At 63.6% G+C, this 20,475-nt stretch carries 17 protein-coding genes and 1 tRNA gene; 2 read left to right on the top strand and 16 right to left on the bottom strand.

Going from position 1 to position 20,475, the window contains the following annotated elements:
• Positions 1-71 precede the first annotated feature (71 nt).
• A complete protein-coding gene (locus ACO59D_RS07665; protein WP_485126484.1) occupies positions 72-1,310 on the top strand; it encodes a glycosyltransferase family 4 protein in 1,239 nt (412 codons plus the stop codon).
• A 435-nt stretch (positions 1,311-1,745) separates the two neighbouring features.
• Here ACO59D_RS07665 and rplT read toward each other — a convergent pair whose 3' ends face one another.
• The 11 genes from rplT to ACO59D_RS07610 all read right to left on the bottom strand — a co-directional run bounded on the left by rplT (position 1,746) and on the right by ACO59D_RS07610 (position 14,479).
• On the bottom strand, positions 1,746-2,111 hold the full coding sequence (gene rplT / locus ACO59D_RS07660) for a 50S ribosomal protein L20 (protein ID WP_130811917.1): 366 nt from the start codon (positions 2,109-2,111) through the stop codon (positions 1,746-1,748).
• A 46-nt stretch (positions 2,112-2,157) separates the two neighbouring features.
• Complete coding sequence (gene rpmI, locus ACO59D_RS07655) at positions 2,158-2,355, bottom strand: 50S ribosomal protein L35 (protein ID WP_130811916.1); 198 nt, start codon at positions 2,353-2,355, stop codon at positions 2,158-2,160.
• Between the two features lies 1 nt (position 2,356).
• Positions 2,357-2,974: a translation initiation factor IF-3 gene (infC, locus tag ACO59D_RS07650; RefSeq protein ID WP_485126483.1), complete on the bottom strand. Its 618-nt coding sequence runs from the start codon at positions 2,972-2,974 to the stop codon at positions 2,357-2,359.
• Positions 2,975-3,216: 242 nt separating this feature from the next.
• Positions 3,217-3,302 (bottom strand) — tRNA-Leu (locus ACO59D_RS07645).
• Positions 3,303-3,348: 46 nt separating this feature from the next.
• Positions 3,349-4,026: an MBL fold metallo-hydrolase gene (locus tag ACO59D_RS07640; RefSeq protein WP_485126482.1), complete on the bottom strand. Its 678-nt coding sequence runs from the start codon at positions 4,024-4,026 to the stop codon at positions 3,349-3,351.
• Positions 4,027-4,033: 7 nt separating this feature from the next.
• Entirely contained in the window at positions 4,034-6,358 is a 2,325-nt protein-coding gene (locus tag ACO59D_RS07635) for a RelA/SpoT family protein (protein WP_485126494.1), read from the bottom strand.
• 158 nt (positions 6,359-6,516) lie between these two features.
• Positions 6,517-9,852 (bottom strand): single-stranded-DNA-specific exonuclease RecJ, encoded by a 3,336-nt coding sequence (recJ, locus tag ACO59D_RS07630; protein ID WP_485126481.1) that lies wholly within the window; start codon positions 9,850-9,852, stop codon positions 6,517-6,519.
• 1 nt (position 9,853) lies between these two features.
• The gene (secF, locus tag ACO59D_RS07625; RefSeq protein ID WP_130811912.1) at positions 9,854-10,843 is read right to left on the bottom strand and encodes a protein translocase subunit SecF; all 990 of its coding nucleotides are present in this window, start codon (positions 10,841-10,843) and stop codon (positions 9,854-9,856) included.
• The gene (gene secD, locus ACO59D_RS07620) at positions 10,836-12,371 is read right to left on the bottom strand and encodes a protein translocase subunit SecD (protein WP_485126480.1); all 1,536 of its coding nucleotides are present in this window, start codon (positions 12,369-12,371) and stop codon (positions 10,836-10,838) included. The genes secF and secD overlap by 8 nt, the downstream gene beginning before the upstream one ends.
• Before the next feature lie 540 nt (positions 12,372-12,911).
• Entirely contained in the window at positions 12,912-14,051 is a 1,140-nt protein-coding gene (tgt, locus tag ACO59D_RS07615) for a tRNA guanosine(34) transglycosylase Tgt (protein WP_485126479.1), read from the bottom strand.
• A gap of 155 nt (positions 14,052-14,206) precedes the next feature.
• A complete protein-coding gene (locus ACO59D_RS07610; RefSeq protein WP_130811909.1) occupies positions 14,207-14,479 on the bottom strand; it encodes an HPr family phosphocarrier protein in 273 nt (90 codons plus the stop codon).
• A 257-nt stretch (positions 14,480-14,736) separates the two neighbouring features.
• Between ACO59D_RS07610 and ACO59D_RS07605 the strand changes: the two genes are divergently transcribed.
• On the top strand, positions 14,737-16,002 hold the full coding sequence (locus tag ACO59D_RS07605; protein WP_485126478.1) for a hypothetical protein: 1,266 nt from the start codon (positions 14,737-14,739) through the stop codon (positions 16,000-16,002).
• Positions 16,003-16,048: 46 nt separating this feature from the next.
• Here ACO59D_RS07605 and queA read toward each other — a convergent pair whose 3' ends face one another.
• From queA to ACO59D_RS07580, 5 genes are all read right to left on the bottom strand, one after another.
• Positions 16,049-17,215: a tRNA preQ1(34) S-adenosylmethionine ribosyltransferase-isomerase QueA gene (gene queA, locus ACO59D_RS07600; protein ID WP_485126477.1), complete on the bottom strand. Its 1,167-nt coding sequence runs from the start codon at positions 17,213-17,215 to the stop codon at positions 16,049-16,051.
• 75 nt (positions 17,216-17,290) lie between these two features.
• Entirely contained in the window at positions 17,291-17,944 is a 654-nt protein-coding gene (locus ACO59D_RS07595; RefSeq protein WP_485126476.1) for an epoxyqueuosine reductase QueH, read from the bottom strand.
• 232 nt (positions 17,945-18,176) lie between these two features.
• The gene (locus ACO59D_RS07590) at positions 18,177-18,995 is read right to left on the bottom strand and encodes a PHP domain-containing protein (RefSeq protein ID WP_485126475.1); all 819 of its coding nucleotides are present in this window, start codon (positions 18,993-18,995) and stop codon (positions 18,177-18,179) included.
• Positions 18,996-19,110: 115 nt separating this feature from the next.
• Positions 19,111-19,662: a DUF3267 domain-containing protein gene (locus ACO59D_RS07585; protein ID WP_485126474.1), complete on the bottom strand. Its 552-nt coding sequence runs from the start codon at positions 19,660-19,662 to the stop codon at positions 19,111-19,113.
• Positions 19,659-20,435 (bottom strand): YwaF family protein, encoded by a 777-nt coding sequence (locus ACO59D_RS07580; protein ID WP_485126473.1) that lies wholly within the window; start codon positions 20,433-20,435, stop codon positions 19,659-19,661. Before ACO59D_RS07580 ends, ACO59D_RS07585 begins: the two co-directional genes overlap by 4 nt.
• Between the last annotated feature and the right edge of the window lie 40 nt (positions 20,436-20,475).

Genomic DNA, 20,475 nt, shown 5'->3' with positions numbered 1-20,475 from the left:
GCATGTTTTCGAACGTTTCTGTGTATGATGTCTGGCGAGGGAAGGTAGCGAGAAGGGAGAGGTGTCGGACGGTGCCCAGGTACTGGCTATCATTTCTCTGCTTGTTTGCCGCCTCTCTCGCTAGCGCGCTTGCAGTCACGCCCCTTGCTAGAAAGATTGCCGTTAGGATTGGCGCCATCGACTATCCCAGCAAGCGCCGCGTGAACAAGACGCCTATCCCCCGCATGGGCGGTATCGCAATCTTTGCAGGAATCGTTGCCGCTTTCACAGTCCAGTACATTGGCACCACCTACTTTGACTGGCCGGTTGTTCTCGTCCCCTCACCGCGACTCTCGGTGAACTACTGGATGCTCGTCCTAGCATTTGTCATCATCTTCACAACCGGACTTCTCGACGACAAATACTCTCTCTCCCCCAAGGCGAAGCTCGCCGGGCAGGTGCTTGCCGCCACCGTTGCTGCTTTGGGCGGTCTAGTTATCGGCGTGATTGCAAACCCCTTTGAACCCGGGGAGTTCATCGAGCTTGGTTGGCTCACCTACCCCGCAACCATCATCTATCTGGTTGCTTACGCGAATATCATCAACCTCATCGACGGGTTGGACGGACTTGCCTCGGGCATCTCGTGCATTGCCTCTGTGACGATGTTTGTACTCTCGATCTGGGCGGGGCGTCTCGACGCTGCTGCGCTTGCCTGTGCAATTGCTGGTTCGACGCTTGGTTTTCTCCACTACAACTTCCACCCAGCAAGTATCTTTCTGGGTGATTCCGGCTCACTTACCTTGGGTTTTGCACTAGGGACGATCTCGCTTCTCTCGGTGACAAGAATTGCTGGCCTTACCACAATCATCGTGCCCCTTGTTATCGCGGGCATCCCCATCATCGACACGTTCTCCGCAATCGTTCGCCGCACCAGGGCTCACGTGAGCGTCGGTCGAGCGGATCGTGGACACATCCACCATCGCCTTCTGGCCGAGGGCTTTGACCAACGCCAAGCTGTGCTCGTGGTGTACGCGTGGACGGCGCTTCTCTGTGCGGGTGCGCTGGTCATGACGCAGGTGACTACGGTGCCACGCATCTGCATTTTCCTGTTGTTACTCGTGATTTCCGGGGCGTTCGCCAGCCACCTGCATCTCTTTGAGCCCGTACTGCGCCACCATAAAGATTCGCACACCGGTGATGACGAGCTGGTAGGACCGGATGACCCGGCCTTTGCGGAAGAATCTGCAAGGGCGCGTGAACGCCACGAAGGAGGACGCGAAGAGCTTCTCGGCGTCCATTCCGACAGCAAGGGCAACGGTCGCCAAGGCTAACAGAATGAGACAAGAGGCAAGGGGGCAGCTCCCTCGTCCCACACCCTTGTCTCACAATGCACAAAAGGGCTCTATCGATGGGGTTTTGGGAGTCTTGTGCACAAAAGCGGGCTATCGCTGGGTGATTTTCTCACTCTGATATCAAATATGCAATATTGAATGCATAGTTTCGAATACATGTCTAACTTTATGCACTTTACTGTAAACGTAGTTAATAATTTGATGACGCGGCACCAAAAACGCCCCGCGATAGCCCGCTTTTGTGCAACGAGTCACCAATTTCCCCGCGATAGAGCACTTTTGTGCAAAGTGGCATCGCGCAACCAATGAGATGAGACAAGGGGGCTATCCCCTTGTCTCAAAAAGCGGCACCGGGACAAGCCCGCTGCCGCTATCAGTCAAACCAAAGAGTTAGTGCTAGTGCATGCCGTAGGGCTACTCTGCGTCAGCGAGGGCCTTCTTGGCAACGCCGGCGAGGTCAGCGAATGCCTCCTCGTCGCCGTAGGCAATCTCGGCGAGAACCTTGCGGTCCAGCTCGACGCCGGCAAGCTTGAGGCCATGCATGAAGGTGCTGTAGGAAAGGTCGTTCATGCGGGCAGCAGCGTTGATACGCTGAATCCACAGGCTGCGGAAGTCGCGCTTCTTGTTGCGGCGATCACGATACTGATACTGGCCAGAGTGCTGAGCCTGCTCCTTCATGCCGCGGAAGGTACGAGAGGAAGTTCCGTAATAACCCTTGGTACGCTCGACCAGGGTCTGACGCTTCTTGCGGCCAGCGACTGCGCGCTTGACTCGGGACATATCTAATCAACTCCTCGTTGAGGGAAAATCGGGACGCGCGAAGCGCCTACTTGGAACCCATGCGCTGGGAGACAACCTTGACGTCGCTGGGAGCGAGCACCGCCTCTTTGCGGAAGTTGCGAATGCGCTTCTGGGACTTCTTGGACAGGATGTGGCTCTTGAAGGCCTTGGCACGCATAATCTTGCCGGTACCAGTGCGACGGAAGCGCTTTGCGGTACCCTTGTGCGTCTTCATCTTGGGCATGTTACTTCTCCTTCTTCTCACTAGTGTCTTCGCCGCCCTGGGGCGTCACATCGAACGCACCCTTGATGGGGGCAATGAGCATGTGCATGTTGCGGCCCTCCATGAGGGGCTGCTGCTCGACGGTGGCCCAAGGCTTGAGGTCCTCGGCAAGACGGTCGAGCACGATGCGTCCCTGCTCGGGGTGGACCATCTCACGACCGCGGAACATGATTGTGATCTTGACCTTTGCGCCCTTCTTGAGGAAGCGCATCACGTGGGCCTTCTTGGTCTCGTAATCACCCACGTCGATCTTGGGGCGGAACTTCATCTCTTTGACCTCGATGCGCGCCTGGTTCTTGCGCGCCATCTTGGCCTTACGATCCTGCTCGTACTTGTACTTGCTGTAGTCGAGCACCTTGCATACCGGAGGGTTCGCGTTGGGCGCGATCTCCACGAGGTCAAGCCCCTGCTCCTGCGCGATGCGCAAGGCGTCACGCACGCCAAACAGGCCCAGCTGCGAGCCATCGACACCGATGAGGCGGCACGTGCGTGAGGTGATTTCCCCGTTGACGCGAGGACCATCGTTTCTGGCTATCTCTCTACACCTTCCTCTCTCTGCGGCGCCTGGCGCCGCGAACAAAAAACAACTCCCGATGACACACAGCCGTCGGGAGACAAGGGCCACCCATGCCTGGGTGGTGAGAACTCTTTGTCTGACCAGACAGCTGCCGCGTGGGCGCCGTTCAGGTGGGGACAGTATGCCCCGCTTCGCATGTTCACGCATGGATGATAGTACCCCAGCCAACCAGCTAGCGCAACGACCCTCTTTCGAGACGCACGTCTCCATCGAGACAACATGCTACCGAGAAACGCCAGGATAACTGGTGCCCGAGGTGGGGGTCGAACCCACACGAGGTTTCCCTCAGAGGTTTTTGAGACCTCCGCGTCTGCCATTCCGCCACTCGGGCGCGCCATGCGCACCTGAGAACTATACCAGATGCGCCAGCAAATACCTCACTGCACGAAGGGGTTGTTCTCAAGCTCCTCGGCCATCGTGGTCGCAGGGCCGTGCCCGCAGAGCAAGACCGTCTTTGGAGCGATCTCGCGGCCCATGCGCGAGAGCGATTGGCGCATGGCGTCTGGGTCACCACCATCGAGGTCGGTGCGCCCGCAGGATCCCGGAAAGAGCGTATCGCCCACGAAGGCGATGCCGTCGGCCGTGCCCTCCCCCACCAGGCAGATGCCACCTGGCGTGTGACCAGGCGTCTCCATCACGCGGAACTGCGCCGTACCCACCTTGACTACGTCGCCCTCGACAAGCAGCCGAGAAGGTGCGGGGGCATCGTTGTCGTAGGAGACTCCCGAGCCGGAATGGCGTGGGTTGCTGGCGTGCTCGGCCATCTCGACGTCCGGTGCCGCAAGCTCGAAGGGCGCACCTGTTTCCGAGACAAGCGCTGCTACGCCACCCACATGGTCTCCGTGGCCGTGGGTCCCCACCACGCAGACGACCTTCTCGCCAGAAAGCGCCGCAGCCACCCGCACGCCTGCCGCACCGGGATCGACGATTAGGGCCTCGCCGGCAGAGACGTAAGCGTAGCAGTTGGTCTGGATGGGCCCAACGACAAAGACGCGCACCACGTCACCGCCGGAAGAAACTTCAAATGAACCCGCATCGCGGAAGTAGCCCGTCATGCTGGAACTACACCCTTCTCTTCATCTGGCTGGCACCCTCACCGGGCATGATGCGCCGTGCATCGTAAACGGAAGGCACGCGAGAAACGCTGGCGAGCAGTGCGTCCAGAAGGCTTGCGTCCGAGATGGCCACGATAAAGCGCAGGCGCGCGATGCCCCGCTTGCCCGTCTGCGTCGCAGCGGAGAGGATGTTCCCGCCCGCGTCGCCAATCGCGATGGTGACGTCCTTGAGAAGCCCCATGCGGTCCGTAGCCTCGACCACAATCTCGACTCGGAACTCCGTGGCACCCGAAGTGTCCCACTCGACAGGGATCATGCGCTCGGGGTGGTTCATGAGGTCGTGCACGTTGGGGCAGTTGGCGCGATGCACCGAAACGCCGCGGCCGCGCGTGATGAAACCCACGATATCGTCACCGGCCACGGGGTTGCAGCAGTGCGCGAGGTGCACGAGAAGGTCCGCATCGCCCTTCACGACCACGCCGCAGTTGCTACGACGCCTCGCTCCCCTCGCGGTCTGCGTGATGGCGTAGGACTGCATGAGGGGCTTGTTTTCCTTGATGGCCTGCTCGACCCTGGCCTGGCGCTCCGCCTCCTTGCGTGCAGCCTCGAGTTGCTCGGGCGAGCCCTCCTCAAGGACCTCCTCGATACGGTTGGCAACCTGCTTGGACGAGACCTTGCCCGTACCGATGCCGGCAAACAGGTCGTCAGCGGAGCGATAGTCAAACTGTGGGTACACGCGCTCGATTGCCTTCACGGTACGCTGCGTCGAGATGCCATAGCCACGGCGGCGCAGCTCGTGGGCAAGGTCGCTCCTGCCCTGCTCGGCGTCGTCCGCGCGCGTCTCCACCGAGAAGTACTTGCGAATCTTGGCGCGCGCCGAGGGCGTGACCACGATGTTCATCCAGTCGCGGCTGGGCTTGGCGTTCTTGTTGGTGAGGACTTCCACGCGGTCACCCATATTGAGCTTGTAGGTGAGTGGGACCACCGACCCGTTGACTTTGGCGCCCACGCAGTGGTTGCCCACCTCGGTGTGGACGGCGTAGGCAAAGTCAAGCGGCGTCGAGTCACGGCGCAGGCTCATGACCTCGCCCTTTGGCGTGAAGACAAAAATCTCGTGCTCGAAGAGGTCCACGCGGAGGCTGTTCAGGAATTCGTGGGGGTCGTCGATGTCATCCTCGACGGCCCAATCGAGGCTCTTGCGAATCCAGTTGATTGTGGAGTCGATTGAGCGGTCCTCGGCCGACATCTTGCCCCGGGAGTTGCCCGCCTTCTTGTAGAGCCAGTGGGCGGCAACGCCGTACTCAGAGGCCTCGTGCATCTCGACCGTGCGAATCTGGATCTCTATGGGTTTGCCGTCCGGCCCCACTACGGTGGTATGGAGCGACTGGTAGAGGTTTGCCTTGGGTGTGGCGATGTAGTCCTTGAAGCGCCCGGGCATGGGGTGCCAGAGCGTGTGGACAGCCCCCAGCGCCGAGTAGCAATCCCCCACCGTCTGCGTGATGATACGCAGGGCGATAAGGTCGTAGATGTCCGAGAAGTCCCGGCCCTTGCGGGTCATCTTCTGGTAGATGGACCAGAGGTGCTTGGGGCGACCGGTAATCTGGTAGTTCTTGAGGCCCACGCGCTTGAGCTCGTCATCCAGGGTCTTGATGGCTGCCTCGGTGTCGTCCTCGCGCTGTGCGCGCGAGTCCTGGACCATACGGGCCACGCGCTGGTACTCCTTGGGCTCGAGCCAGAAGAAGGCCAAGTCCTCAAGCTCCCACTTGATGGAGGAGATGCCAAGGCGATCGGCGAGAGGCGCGTACACGTCCATGGTCTCGCGCGCCTTGAAGAGGCGGCGATCAGGAGGCAGCGCCGCCAGGGTGCGCATGTTGTGCAGGCGGTCGGCCAGCTTGATAATGACCACGCGGATGTCCTTGGACATGGCGAGAAACATCTTGCGCAGGTTGAGGGCCTGCTTCTCGTCCATCGAGGTGACCTTGATGGACGTGAGCTTGGTGACGCCATCCACCAGCTCGGCCGTCGTCTCGCCAAAGAGCGACGAGATCTGCGAGAGCGTGGCGGGCGTATCCTCTACCGTGTCGTGCAGAAGCGCGGCGCAGATGGTGTCCTCGTCCATGTGGAGGTCCTTGCAGAGGATGAGGGCCACCTCGACAGGGTGGTTGATGTAGGGCTCACCCGAACGCCGGCGCTGATCGCGGTGGTAGTTGGCCGCAAAGTGGTAGGCGCGGTCGATCTTTGCCCACTCCTTGTCGTTGAGGTAGGAGCGCGCAGCCTCCTCGAGGACGCGGAAGTTTGCCGCATCGGGAACGGTCGGCTTCTTGGCGGGCATGGGGGTCGCGGCCGCGGTCGCCGATGCGAGCGGGGCGGCCGGGGCCGCAGTCGCCCCATCGACGGGAGCCGGTACGGCAGCTCCCCCCACAGACGCCGCAGCCAATGCATCCTGGGCCTTCTCGGCCATCATGCCGTCATCGCCCATGGCCCCTCCTCCTACTCGCCCACACACACGCCAAAGTTTGGCGCAATGGGCCTGTTAATCGCAGAGAGCAACTCTTCCTCAGTACATGAGAGTACCCATTCGCCAAACTCGCCGCACGCCTGACGCTCGCGAATGCCCTCGAGGTAGCGGGCAGAGGCCTCAAGATTGACGCGCGCGGGACTCTCCGTCATGGTAATGAGACGTGCGTCTCCAAAGCCCACAAGCGAAAGAAGTCCCAGCTCTTCGAAGACCTGTATACCGCAGGTGACCGTAGCTTCCGAAAGCGGACGGCCCCTCACCGTGGCCATGGCCGCGAGTTGGGAGTCACACGCCGAGAATGACGCCTTCCCCACCTGAGCGGCGCTCCGGGAGACGCCCCGCAGTGCGCAGTAGAGCGCGACGAGCTCGTCTCGCGTGGGTGCCACCTGGCTCAGGATGCGCTGCGTGGAGGCAAGGTCGCGCCGGCCGAAGAGCAGGTGCACGCGGGCATCGCCTCCGTCGCGACCGGCCCGCCCGCTCATCTGGTTGAACTCGACGCGTCCCAGCGGCATGTCGTAGAGCACGACGCTGCGCACGTCGGGGATGTTCACTCCCTCACCAAAGGCGCTGGTGGAGACGATGCACGAAAGCTCGCCCATACGGAACGCCCGCTCGACGCGCATGCGGTCGGCACGCGGGAGCCCCGCGTTGTAGAAGGCGACCCGGGGTGCAAGCTCTGGCACCTGGTGGCGAAGCAGGCGCGCAAGCGTCACCGAGCGGGCGCGGGAGTTCACGTAGGCGATGCATTTCTCGCCCTCGGCCACAATCGAGACGAGCGCCGCGTCGCGGTCGCGCAGGTCGCGGCAGTCGTCGAGGCTGAGGTTGTCACGTACAGCAGGGTCTACAATCGCGTCCTGGGCGGCAATGCCGCAGAGGTCGCAGATGTCGCGAGCCACCTCAGCCGAGGCCGTGGCCGTGACGGCCAAAACGACGGGCTCGCCGAGAAGAGCGCGAACGCGAGGCAGGTCGCGGTAGGCGTCGCGCGAGGCAGAGCCAGAGGGCGAGCTGTGGTGCGCCTCATCGACCACGAGAAAGCCCACGCGGCCGGAGCGCGCAAGGTCATCGGCGTGGAGGGCCAGGTACTCAGGTGTGGTGAGAACGATGTCAACCAGGCCGGAGGCCAGGCCCGCATAGACGCGGGCGCGCTCCTCGACGGACGTCTCGCCCGTGAGCACAGCCACGCCCACACCAAGAGGCGCAAGCTCGTCGGAGAGGTGGTGCGCCTGGTCTGCGACAAGGGCACGCAGCGGATACACGAAGATACTCGCACGATGCCGCGAAAGGGCGGTGCGAGCCGCATGGACGTGGAAGACGAGCGATTTGCCGCGACCCGTTGCCATCACACAGAGCGTCGAGCGGCCGTTGGCAAGGCGCGAGAGCGCCTCGCGCTGCGCAGGCAGCAGCGCCTTCTCTCCGATGAGGGCACGCACCAGGCTGTTCGTAAGGGCGTCGTAGTCCTGGGGCAAAACCTCGGGTGCTGGCACAGCGGGCTCTCCGGGCGCGCTGAGTGCCGCGGGGCCCGCGACCACGTCCTTCTCGCCCTCCTCGCGCGCGAAGAGACCGTCCACGAAGCCCGGACCGGCGGGCGCCTCATCCTCGCCGTCGCGGTAGAGGATGTCCTTGACCATGAGCTTTGGCTTCGTATGCCCCTGCCAGGTCTCGTCCACGGCCTCAAAGACCAGGTCGACCACGCTGTCCGTAGCGCAGGCGCGCGAGCAGTCTGGCACGCGAAACATGATGGCGGGCACCGAGGAGGTGCCGTCTGTGGCAATAAAGCGCAGGTGGGCACCATCGGCACCAACACGAGAGCGATTTCTCATGGTGACGCCACGCACGGCGAGGAGGGGCCTTTTGTTGCCCTGTCCAAAGGGCTGCAGCGTCTCGAGCGACGCAATGGAGGAGATGGTGAGCTCGGAGAGGCGCACGACCGCGGCGACCTCGCCGCGCGATTCAAACTGCTCGGCAGGCAGTGCGTCGAGCACGGCCTCCAGACGACCGCGGAACTCGTCGAGGCGCGACGCCTCGCAGGTCACTCCCACAGCACCCGCATGCCCGCCAAAGCGGACGAGCATGTCGGAGCACTGCTCGACGGCGCGGAACAGATCGACCGAGCCAACCGAGCGGCCAGACCCGCGTGCAATCCCATCCTGGATGGTGAAGAGAATGGCAGGCACGTGGTAGCGATTCACGATGCGGCTTGCCACGATGCCCTTGACGCCCTCGTGCCAGCCCTCGCCGTCGACAACGATGACGCGCCCGCCGCGCCATGTGGCCGCGACCTTCGCGAGCGCCTCCTCGGTGAGGGCCGACTCGATATCGCGGCGCTGCCTATTGATGTCCTCGAGCTGCCCCGCAAGGACTGGCGCCTGGGCGGGATCGTTGGTCATGAGCAGGTCGATGGCGATGTCAGTGGTGCCCATGCGACCGGCGGCGTTGAGGCGCGGGATGATCGAGAAGGGCAGCGAGTCCGCGGTGGCCTCGGATATGTCCTGACCGGCACAGGCCGCAAGGGCCACAAGGCCGGGACGAGAGGTTCTTCTCAGCCGCCCTACGCCATCGGCGACCAGGGCGCGGTTCTCGCGCGAGAGCTGCATCATGTCCGAGAGGGTGCCCAGGGCGGCAACGTCGGTGTAGGAGCGCCAGACGTTGGGCTTGCCAAGACGCTCGCCCAACACAGCCAGGAGCTTGAGCGACACGCCTGCGCCAGCAAGGTCGCGAGAGGGGCCGTCGGCCGCGAGCTTTGGATCCGTCACGGGAACGCCCTGGGGTACCAGATCCGCGGGCTCGTGGTGGTCGGTCACCACGACGTCCACCCCCTGCTCGAGCAGCCAATCAACCTCGTGCTGGGCAGCAATGCCGTTGTCGACGGTCACGATGAGGTCAGGCTTGCCGTCTGCCAGCACACGGTTGAGCGCGGCCCTCGTAAGGCCGTAGCCCTCGCCAAAGCGGTGCGGGATGTAGGCACGGGCATGCCCGCCCAGCTTACGCAGGCCAAGTGCGAGGATGCAGGTAGAGCTCATGCCGTCGACGTCGAAGTCGCCAAAGACGGCGATGCCCTCCCCTGTCCGCACGGCACGCTCAACACGATCTGCGGCCTCCGGCATGCCAGGAATGAGCAGCGGGTCTGCCCAGTCGCGATCCAGCGAGGGGGTGAGGAAGGCGCGGGCCTCCTCGACGCCGGTGATGCCGCGGGCCACGAGGACCCGGGCCACCAGGCGGGAAACGCCCAGCGCATCGGCAAGGGACGCCTCGGCGCGGGGGTCCGCGTCAAGGACGTCCCAACGGCGGCTATCGAGAAGCCCGGGCACCCTAGCTCTCCCTGGGCTCGTTCTTCTCGGCATGATTACCCGTGGCAGGCGCAGCCGAGGCCGCCTCGACGTTGCCGTACTTGGCCTCGAGCTTGGCCCACTTGGGCTCGCGCGTCTTCCAGATGGCCAGGAGCGGCGACGCCACGGCGAAGCTGGAATAGGTGCCCAGAATCTCGCCGACCAGGATGGCGAAGGCGAAGTCCTTGAGCGTCGCCCCACCGATGGCCAGCATGCAGATGACCGGCACGAGCGTCACGACCGTGGTGTTGATCGTACGGATGATGACCTCGTTGATCGAGTAGTTGCAAATCTCATAGTAGGTGTGATGCACGCCATCACGGAGCTGCTTGGCGTTCTCGTTCATGCGGTTGAACTCGACCACGGTGTCGTAGAGCGAGTAGCCCATGATGGTGAGCAGGGCCGCAATCACGTTGGGCGAGATGTCAATCTGGAACCATGCGTAGACGCCCAGCGTGATGATGAGGTCATGCAGGAGCGCGATGACGGCCGTGATGGACATCTTGAACTCGTAGCGGAACGAGACGTAGGCGATGATGAGAAGGATTGCCACGCCAAAGGCCATGAGCGAGGAGCGCGTGGTGTCGGCGCCCCAGTCGGGGCCGATAGTTGTCACGGTGTAGTTATCGGTCGTGAGGCCGAGCGACTCGGCCGCCGCCTGCGCGTGCGCATTGGCGGTGGTGGGGTCGGTGGTGTCGGAACGCACGAGGAAGCCCGCCTCGCCCTGCGTGGCGGTTGTCTGGACGGTGGCCGCGCCCTCCCCTGCTGACTCGAGGGCGCCACGCATCTGCTCGATGGTGATGGTGTTCGTCTCGTAGAAGTCTATCTCGGTGCCGCCTGTGAACTCGATGCCAAAGACCAAGCCGCGCGCGACAAGGCCCACAACCGAGAGGATCACAAGGACGCACGAGAGCGTGAGGAACTGCCTGCGGTGACCGATGAACGAAATCTCGTGGGAGAAGTGGCTACGCACGAGCCTCACCCCCCTTCGCGGACGAGGAGGGCGCCTTGGCACCTCTTGCCTTCTGGGCCTCCTGGGACTTGCGCTCTGCCTCGGCAATGTCCTGGTCAACGCCCCAGAAGCCTGGGTGAGAGGGAATCGCATGGGTGGCAAGGAGCCTCAGCGCGGGCGCCTTAAAGCCGAACATGGTCACGATGTCGCAGGCAACGCCGAGCGCCAGCGTGAGACCAAAGCCCTTGACGGTACCGGCCCCCACAAAGAAGAGGGCAAGTGCGGTGACGAGCGTCACGATGTCAGCGTCGAGCGAGGTCATGATGCCGTGGCGCGCGCCCGAGACCGAGGCGTTCTTGACGGTGCGGCCCATGCGGACCTCCTCGCGGAAGCGCTCGAGCACCAGAATCGAGGAGTCTGCGGCCGAACCCGTGGTGAGGACCATGCCCGCAAGGCCAGGAAGCGACAGCGAGAACATGCCGTAGTGAGAAAGAATGGCGAGAAGTCCCAGGTAAAGGACTGCGAATACCGCAAGGGACCCAAGCGTGAGCAAGCCCAGGCCACGATAGAAGACAAACAGGTAGACGATAACAAAGGCCACACCAATGACCAGGGCGAGAATGCCCTGGTTGAGCGAGTCCTGACCAAGCGTGGGACCGACCACACGGCTCTCGGAGTAGTTAAGGGTAACAGGCAGCGAGCCAGAGTCGAGCACGGTCTTGAGCTCCTGGGCCTCGGCACTGGTAAAGTTGCCTGTGATGGAAACCTTGCCGCCCGAAATCTCCTCCTGGACGGCAGGCGCAGACTGCACGACACCGTCGAGGACGATGCAGATCTGGCCATTGGTGGGGGCAAGCTCCTTGGTGACCTGGCCGAAGATGTCGGCGCCCTCGGAATTGAACGTGATGTTCACGGCGTAGGTGCCAACGGAGGTCGAGGACTGCGCGACGGAGGTGGACTCGATGTAGGAGCCGTCGAGAAAGGCAGTGTAGGTACCCTGCTCCAGCGTCGCGTTGGAGGCACCGGCCTCGATCTTTGCGAGCGCATCGGCGTCGCCGATGTCATCGAGGCGGACAAACTCGAGGTGTCCGGTCTGTCCGATGGTCTGGACTGCGGAGTCGGCGTCCGTGGCACCGGGAATCTGGACCAGAATCGAGTTGCTCCCCTGGATCTGCACCGTTGCCTCGGAGGCACCAAGCGTGTTCACGCGCTTCTCGACGATAGTCTTGGCGGTGTTCATCTCGTCTACGGTGGGCGTGGAGCCGTCCTGCTTCGACGCGGTGAGGATTACCGAGACGCCGCCCTGGATGTCAAGGCCAGTGGTGATGCGCTCGCTGAGCGGCGTGAAGCAGAAGATGCACGCCACGCAGACGGCGACCGTCACCACGAGCGTTGACACGTAGTGACGCACGGTGGGATTCATGCGACGTCGCTTGGTGCGACCGGGACGAGCAGCGCGGGCACCCTTTGAGCCACGCGGCTTCGACTCGGTAGCGTTCCACCGGCCGAGGCCCGTTTTAGGAGCCTCGTGGTCTTGCTTCTGGGTCATGTGCAAACCTTCCGTTTTGCGGCAGACATGCCGTCCAGGCGAGGGAGACGCCCGACTGTGGTTGTTTTCTTTTCCGAAGGCCATTATAGAGGTTTGCCGATGGTTGCCGCTGCGGGGGCCCGGGCGGGGACGGCATGGGGCCTGCATGCCGGGCTCACGATCGACATGACATCATTTGGCACATTCAGGCGCGCGCCGGATTCATGGGCGGGCATGATCCGCAGAATGGGTAACGGTCTTGGAAAAGACGAACGCTTAGAGAGGTCTAACCGGCGAGAAATCACGGCATGCCGTCCGGTCGCAAGACGCCCTTGTCAGAAATCCTGCGTTGTGCGTGCGCACCACTCGGGTTTTCTGACAAAACGGCCCCGCTGAGGGGCCTTTCGGGCAGAAATGAGCCAAGGTGCGTGCGCACCAACCCCATTTTCTGACGGCATGCCAGCGTTTCCCCAGTTGGGCGAGAAGGTCCTGTCAATGGATGCGGATGGTGCGTACGCACGAGCGGGATTTCTCGCCAGCCGCCCGCATGCCTGCCGCCCCCTACCAGTCGCTCGCTGCCGGCGAGTCCATCCAGCGTGAGACAAACTCGCCGTACGTACCCGCAACGATCGACTCGCGCGCTCGACGCATAAGGTCGAGCAGGAAGTGCAGGTTGTGCAGCGACAGCAGAATCGAGCCGGCCATCTCCTTCTGACGCACCAGGTGATGCAGATAGGCGCGAGAATATCCGCCTTGGCAAACAGGGCAGGTGCAGGCGGGGTCGATCCGCCCGGCATCGTGGGCGAAGCGTGCGTGGCGCAAGTTGAGCCTCCCCTCACTCGAGAAGGCTGTTCCCATACGGGCGGTTCTGGTGGGAAGCACGCAGTCGAACATGTCGACGCCGCACGCCACGCCGCGAACGAGTGTGGTGGGATTGCCCACGCCCATGAGGTAACGGGGCTTCTCGCGCGGCATATACTGCGAGGCCAGCGGCTCGAGACTCTCGAACATGGTCTCGTGGTCCTCTCCCACCGAGTAGCCGCCGATGCCAAAGCCCGGGAAGTCTCCCACGTCAAGCAGGTGCTCAAGCGAGCGCCGACGCAGCGCGAGGTCCATGCCACCCTGTACGATGCCAAAGAGAGCCTGGTCAGAGCGAGTATGCGCCTTCCAGCAACGCTCGGCCCACATCGCAGAGAGCTCAACCGCGCGCTCGACCTTTGAACGCGGCGCGGGATAGCCCACGCACTGGTCGAGCTGCATCACGATGTCAGCACCCAGCTTCTGGGCGATGTCCATGTTCTCCTCGGGCGTCCACATAAACCAGCGCCCGTCGTAGTCAACCGCGCGAAAACGCACGCCGTCCGCGGAGAGCTTGCAGAACTCCTCGTGGCTAAAGACCTGGAAGCCACCGGAATCCGTGAGGATGGGGCCCTCCCAGCGCGTAAAGGCGTGAAGGCCGCCCATTTCGGCGACAAGGTCGGCGCCAGGACGCATGGCGAGGTGGTAGGTATTGGCAAGGACGATCTTTGCCCCCAGCTCGGAAAGCTGCGGGGCGAGAACCCCCTTCACCGTACCCTTTGTGCCCACGGGCATGAAGATGGGCGTGGGCACGTCACCGTGCGGGGTGTGCAGGACGCCCGTGCGCGCATGCGTAGCGGAATCCTCGGCGACGATGTCGTAGGAGAACCACTCGGGCTCCATGTCTTTTGCTCCTCTCGCGAGACTCGGGCTTCTCGGCCTTCGGACGCCAGGCCAGTGCGGTTGCCACGACCGCAAACGGCCGTGCCCCCCTCACCTCATGAAAAACGGCCCGGGAGACCCGGACCGCCTGCTCACACATGCGTATTTATGTGCGCCTACTCGCCAAAGCCGGAGTCGACGAGGGCGATGAGAGCGTCGAGGGCCTCCTGCTCGTCGGAGCCGTCGCAAGAGATCTCGATCTTGGTGCCAGTGCCAAGACCGGCAGCAAGAATCATCATGATGGACTTAGCGTTGACGGGAGCGGTGTCCTTGTCGACATTCTTGATGGTGACGTTGGACTGGTACTTCTTGGCCTCGGTCACAAAGACGGATGCGGGACGGGCGTGGAGACCGGTAGCGTTGATGATCGTAGTCTGCTTGGAAACCATAGTAGAACTCCCCTTCTAGACTCCCTGACTAAGCTCGGGGAGTGATTCCCCGAATTGCCTATATCGTACCAAACGTCCGTATAGTTTACACACTTAATGGACAGCCGACGAACAAACTCTTCTGAAGCGACTCGATTGGCACCACGTGCGGACTCTTGCGGCAAAATGGAGAGGCGCGTGGCCCGCAAGGCCACAGCGCCATCGCATCCACAGCAGATAGCGCGCAACGTCAAGGTGCGCCTTCGAGAGGAGCCTTCATGGCTTGGGGCAAAGACAAGACAGACGAGCAGGGCACTGTCGAGAAGGGCAAGGCGGCGGGCACCGCGAACACGGCTGCCGGAGCTGCAGCAGGTGCCACACGCGGAGCGGCAAGTGCCGCTGCCGGAGCTGTACGCGGAGCCGGTAGGGGCATTGCCGCGGGCTTCACGGCCCTTCGCGACGTACGGGATGCGTCACGCCAATACTCCTCCGCAAAAGCACAGCAGGAATCCATAGAGAAGGACCTCGAGGCACGGCGTGCGGCACTCAAGCACCGCGAGGGCATCGAGAGTGGTTATGACAGCATTGTGGCCACGCAGTCCGCAGCGCTCGCCGATGCCCAGAAGCACGCAGCCGACGCAGTGCGCCGCTCCGCTCAGCTCTCGCATGAGCTGCAAGACCTCGAGGCCCAGCTCACTAAGATGCGTGCCGACGACGAGCAGGCACTACGCCCCTACAGGCAGCTCGCCGAGTCGGCAAAGGGTCGCGCGGACGACGCCACGCGCACGGTTGCCGAAGCGAAGCGCGCGGTGCGCACGGCAGAGGGCCAGGTGAAGGATGCGACAGACCGCCGCGAGCAGGCCATAGCGTCGGCAAACCGCACACTCGACAACTCGAAGGAGCGCCAGCGCAAGGTCCAAGGCGAGCTGGACAAGCTGCTCGGCGATCCGTCCGCCAAGAGCGACGCAATCGCGCAGGTGCGCCAGGAGCTTGCGGCCGAGGTCTCGCACGTAAGCGCCGCCGAGTCGGCCGTGACCAGGTCAACCTCAGAGGCACAGTCCTCGGTCGATAATGCCCAGACACACCTCTGGACCCAGAAGCAGTCCCTCGAGACCGCCCAGCGCGAGTCCGAGTCCATACAGGCAGAGGCCAAGGAGCGCAGGGACGAGTACGACGACCTCTGCGCCAAGGCGGACGCGCGGCAGAAGAAGGTCTCCGACGACATCGAGCGCCACAAGGCAGAAATCGAGCGCTCGAACCGCCTGCGCGACAGCGCCCGGACGGATGCCACCAAGGCAAGCGACCTTCTCGCCGAGGCAAGAAGCATCCACGACACGCCGCAGGCAACCGAGCAGCTGCGCGGCTCGATAGCGGAGCGGGAGCGGGAGCTTGCGACCAAGCGCGCGCAGGTGGAGAAACTGGGCCATGCCGAGCGCGACCTGCGCCAGCGCACCCGCACCGTGCGCATTGCCGTCATGGCGATACTTCTCGTCATCGTGGCGATCGTGGTGGTTCTTGCCGTCTCGATGTTCGCTGGGCAGTAGCGGCGCCGGCGGCCACGCCGTGTCGCGTGTTCGCAAATCCGGCGCCCTACCTGATGAGCATGGCGTCGCCAAACGAGAGGAATCGGTACCTCTCGTCAATGGCTGCCTGGTAGGCAGCCATGATCTGCTCGCGCGTGGCAAGCGCCGAGACAAGCATCATGAGCGTTGAGCGGGGCACGTGGAAGTTGGTGATAAGGGCGTCCACCACGTGGTAGGTGGAACCCGGCATGAGGTAGAGGCTCGTGGTTGCATCGCGGCGCTCGACGATGTCACCGCAGCCCATGGCGGACGCGGAATCGGGTGCGTCCTCGAAGCGACGAGCCGTGACGGCGGGCCTCGACGCAGGCGCCTCGGGGTCCCAGGCGCTTTCGAGCGAGCGCACGGCCGTGGTGCCAACGGCAACCACGCGATGCCCAGCGGCCTTTGTCGCGCGCACGGCGTCGACCACGTCCTGCGGGACGTGGTAGCGCTCGGTGTGCATCACGTGCTTGGTGGGGTCGTCCTCGGTCACCAGGCGGAAGGTGTCGATTCCCACCTCGAGCTCTACCGTCTTCCAGCCCACGCCCTTGTCCTCGATCCTCTTGATGAGCTCAGGCGTGAAGTGGAGGCCTGCCGTAGGCGCCGCCGCGGAGTGCTCCTCGTGCATGGCGTAGACGGTCTGGTACTTCTCGGGATCCCCCTCGTAGCTCGTGATGTAGGGCGGGAGCGGCACGTGCCCCGCCTCGTGGATGGCAGCGTCCAGCGTACGGCCGCCCTGCGGCTCGAAGCGAACCAGGCGCCCGCCACGGTTGCCCTCGAGAAAGTCGGCGATCTCTCCCGTAAGCACGACCCCGGCGGAGAGGGGCGCATGCAAGCCGCCCGCGCGGTACTCGATGATGGTCCCGGGCTGACGGAGGCGCTTGCCGGGGTTCACGAGGCACTCCCACACGTGTCCCAAGGGGTCCAGGTCTTCTCGGCGCTTGAGCAAAAGCGTCTCGGCAACGCCACCGGTACCACGCTTGTGCCCCACAAGACGGGCCGGCATGACGCGTGTCTTGTTGGCAACGAGAAGGTCACCCGGATCGAGGTAGTCAATCACGTCGGTGAAGCGGCGATGCTCGAGAGAGCCGTCCTCGCGGTTGAGCACGAGGAGGCGGCAGGAGTCGCGAGGGTCTGCCGGTGCCTGTGCGATGAGCCCGTCTGGTAGCGGGTAGTCAAAGTCGTCGGTGCGCATGTGTGTGGCTCTCCTCGTGCCCTAAGGCTGCTGTGGTAAGGTGACGTGCGGCGCGTTGTGCGCCGGCTGCCCATTCTAGCGCGCGGCGGGAAGTTCGCAGCCAGCGCAGGCAGCGGCCCGGGCGGCATCGCGCTCGGCCTTGCAACGGTCGCGAGCCTCGTGGCGCTCGATGGCGGCCTCTGCGGCCGAGAAGCGGCAGCCACAGTAGTTCTGGCGATACATGCCTAGGTCACGAGAGGTTCGCGTGGCCTGGGGGTAGTAGGGCCTAAAGTCGCGCCAGACCGGCGTGAGGCCGTAGGCGGCAGCGATTTTGGCAAGCGCGTCTCCGCAGGTCTCGAAGAGCTGGTACGGCGAGACAGCAAGCGTGGTGGAGACGTAAGTAAAGCCAAGGTTGCGCGCGGTGCGGCAGGCCTCGGCCAGGCGCAGGGCGTAGCAGGCGCGGCAGCGGGCGGCGCGGTCGAAGCCGTGCGGGGCGACACCCGCCTCCCACGCGGCACGGTTGTCTGCGGCAACAACAACGCCGACATGCGCAACGTCACGCGCCCAGGCGCGCAGTGTGGCAAGTCGGCGGTCATGCTCGGCCACGGGCTGGATGTTTGGGTTGGTCCAGCAGATTGTGGGCTCGAAGCCCTCGCGACGCAGGAGCTCCACAGGCTCTATCGAGCAGGGGCCGCAGCACGCGTGCAGGAAGAGCGGCGTACGAACGTCACGCGTCTCTTCCGTGTTCACAAGCACCTCCGTGTTCTGCCCCTGACGTGACGCCACTCTTCTTGGCACCGCTGTCTGCGGCCATCATGATAGCGCGGAGAGCAGGCGGATGCGACCGGCAGCGTCCTCCTCAAGCACGCAATCTGCCCGAGAATGTGCAGGCACACGCTTGTTTATGTCAGCAGGGTCACGCAGCACGATGTTACCCCCCGGGACGCTCGAGGAGCGATGAGGCCTGCGCCCGCCAGCCCCGCTATCCCCCGAGCGGCGCCTCCCGCATAACGACCTCGCCACGCTCGTCATGTCCCAAGACAAGCGCTGACGTGAACCCACACGACGCCGCAAAGCATGCGCCCTCGTCCAGGCAGCCGCAGAGAAGGCCTGTGCTGTGGGCATCGGAGTTCACGAGGATGCGGCCTCCCATCTTGTGCAGCGCACTCAAAAGCTCGCGCCTGGGGTAGGGCTGGCTCCTAAGCCCGCGTGCCAGGGCGCCACAGTTGACTTCGAAGGGCACGCCTTCCCCCACCAGGTATTCCATGGCCTCAAGCGCAGGCGAGAGGTACTCCTCAGACGTCTCGTCAAAGTACTTGCCGCCCTCGTTGAACTTGCTCACCAGATCGAAGTGGCCCACGAAGGTGCACTCCGTGCGATCGTAGGTTGTGGCCTCGAGCTCGTAATAGGCGCGGACAAGCGCTGCCCAGTTGCCGCCAAACGCCTCCTGGCAAAGGGCCTCGAGCTTCTCGGGCGACCAATCGACCGACGTGTTGCATGGCACATCGACGTCCACGAAGTGCGTCGAGCCAATCCTGAACTCTGCCCCGGGGCAGCACGAGGGGTCGTACAGGGCGTCCAGCTCCACGCCGAGAAGGATGTCCATGCGCCCGCGGTACTCTTCCTGAAGCCCTCGAATCGCAGCTAGGTAGGCATCCCAATCCATATGGACGTCATGGTCCATGTGGCCAGAGAACCCAAGGGCGAAAAGGCCCGCGCCAAATGCCGCCTGCGCCATCTCCTGCGGTGTGTTTCTCCCGTCGCAGAGCGTCGTGTGCGTGTGGAAGTTAGCTTTGATCATGCGGTTACCCGTGTCCTTGTCGCCAGCCTTGCCTGCATAAGATACTGCAGCCAAAGCAATTCCTGCATGAGAAGCACGCAAAGAGACTATAGGGGATGCGTGGACCACAGACACTCTAGCGCAAGGCATCGCCAGGATCGGCGGCAAGCAGCTCCACGCCCGCGTCCGTATCGCGCACGTGTGTGCAGCCGGGCGTGCGGAGAATCCCCGCAACCATGGCCAGGTCACCGGCGCACCCCGAGAGGTGCGTCCACGCGAGCGCCCAGGCAAGCGCTGGCCCGGCGACAAGGCTGCCCACCACGGCCAACGCTGCCGTCACCACCACGGATGGCGCCAGAAGCACCGCCACGAAGCGACTCCGTGCAAGAGGGGCGCCCTCGGCCCTGGTGTAGAGCATCCCGCCCGTAAAGCCAAAGCCAATGTGCACCCGTCCACGCCCGAGCAGCAGGAACGTAGCCGCGTGTACCAGCTCGTGAACGGGCAGCGCGACGAGCGTTGCCACCGCATAGACCACCAGCCACGCGTCAATGCCCACGCCCCAGCCCCAGGCCACAAGCATGAAGATGACGCCCACAAAGCCCGCGGCGAGAAGTGCCGCCGAGAGATACAGCATGTGGCGAGCAAGCGGCGTGTCGCCCAGGATGTCGAGAGTCCCTACGCCCCTCACGAGGCGCCTCTCCTCGGTGACACCCCAAGGGCACGGCGGCGGGCGCCCTGCCAGGCATGGAGTAGCACCACGGTAACGACAAACGCGGCCATGTATGGGACGAGGTAGCCGGGATTGCCCAAGGCGCTTTCCCACCACTCGAGCGGCGAGCCTGCAGCGGGACTGGTCACGAAGCCGAAGTTCGTATCGAACACGCCGTTGAACCAACGGAAAGACACCAGGTAGACCACAGAGGCCACCAGAGATGTCCAGGCATCACGCCACCGGGGAGCCTCGCGTGGGTCGTCGAGCGCCATGAGCGACACGGCGAATGAGAATGCATGCTCCATGAAGCCGCTGATGCAGGGCAGGGTATACGGCGGACAGTACGTCCATCCCGGAAACAGCATGGCGCACAGCCCACCCGTAAGCCCAAAGCAGAGCAGCAGCTCGCGGGTCACGCGCGATGGCGCAAGCGCATGCCACAGACAGATGTACTCGACGATGTTGCACACGTGAAGCGGCCACCAGTCAGGCGAGAAGGTCCCGGTCTGCACCTTGAGAATGTCTCCCAAGAGCAGCAGCGCATTGGGAACGATGGCGGTGATGAGGACGAGCCGGCGCCTCCCTCCATGCCACGAACCGTCTGCGGGAAGGCTGCGATACCCGTGCACGAGAAGCCCAATGACCGTTGCGCAGATGACAAGCCAGAGCAGGTGCCACGGGCCAAACATGTCAAAGCCCTTGCCGCCCCAGAGCAGAGGCTCCGCGACAATGACCTTATCGATGGACATGCTGCCCCCTTCGATGCACCCAGGATGCGACGAGCGCCAG

It is taken from the genome of Tractidigestivibacter sp. (assembly GCF_057241865.1).
Note: the sequence above shows the minus strand (reverse complement) of the source record. Positions and strands in the feature narration are given on the sequence as shown.

Excerpts from the sequence above, each read along its gene's own strand:
- secD (WP_485126480.1), bottom strand. The coding sequence starts at position 12,371 with ATGACCCAGAAGCAAGACCACGAGGCTCCTAAAACGGGCCTCGGCCGG.
- ACO59D_RS07635 (WP_485126494.1), bottom strand. The coding sequence starts at position 6,358 with ATGCCCGCCAAGAAGCCGACCGTTCCCGATGCGGCAAACTTCCGCGTC.
- queA (WP_485126477.1), bottom strand. The coding sequence starts at position 17,215 with ATGCGCACCGACGACTTTGACTACCCGCTACCAGACGGGCTCATCGCA.
- tgt (WP_485126479.1), bottom strand. The coding sequence starts at position 14,051 with ATGGAGCCCGAGTGGTTCTCCTACGACATCGTCGCCGAGGATTCCGCT.
- ACO59D_RS07605 (WP_485126478.1), top strand. The coding sequence starts at position 14,737 with ATGGCTTGGGGCAAAGACAAGACAGACGAGCAGGGCACTGTCGAGAAG.
- ACO59D_RS07590 (WP_485126475.1), bottom strand. The coding sequence starts at position 18,995 with ATGATCAAAGCTAACTTCCACACGCACACGACGCTCTGCGACGGGAGA.
- ACO59D_RS07610 (WP_130811909.1), bottom strand. The coding sequence starts at position 14,479 with ATGGTTTCCAAGCAGACTACGATCATCAACGCTACCGGTCTCCACGCC.
- ACO59D_RS07640 (WP_485126482.1), bottom strand. The coding sequence starts at position 4,026 with ATGACGGGCTACTTCCGCGATGCGGGTTCATTTGAAGTTTCTTCCGGC.
- rplT (WP_130811917.1), bottom strand. The coding sequence starts at position 2,111 with ATGTCCCGAGTCAAGCGCGCAGTCGCTGGCCGCAAGAAGCGTCAGACC.
- rpmI (WP_130811916.1), bottom strand. The coding sequence starts at position 2,355 with ATGCCCAAGATGAAGACGCACAAGGGTACCGCAAAGCGCTTCCGTCGC.
- ACO59D_RS07580 (WP_485126473.1), bottom strand. The coding sequence starts at position 20,435 with ATGTCCATCGATAAGGTCATTGTCGCGGAGCCTCTGCTCTGGGGCGGC.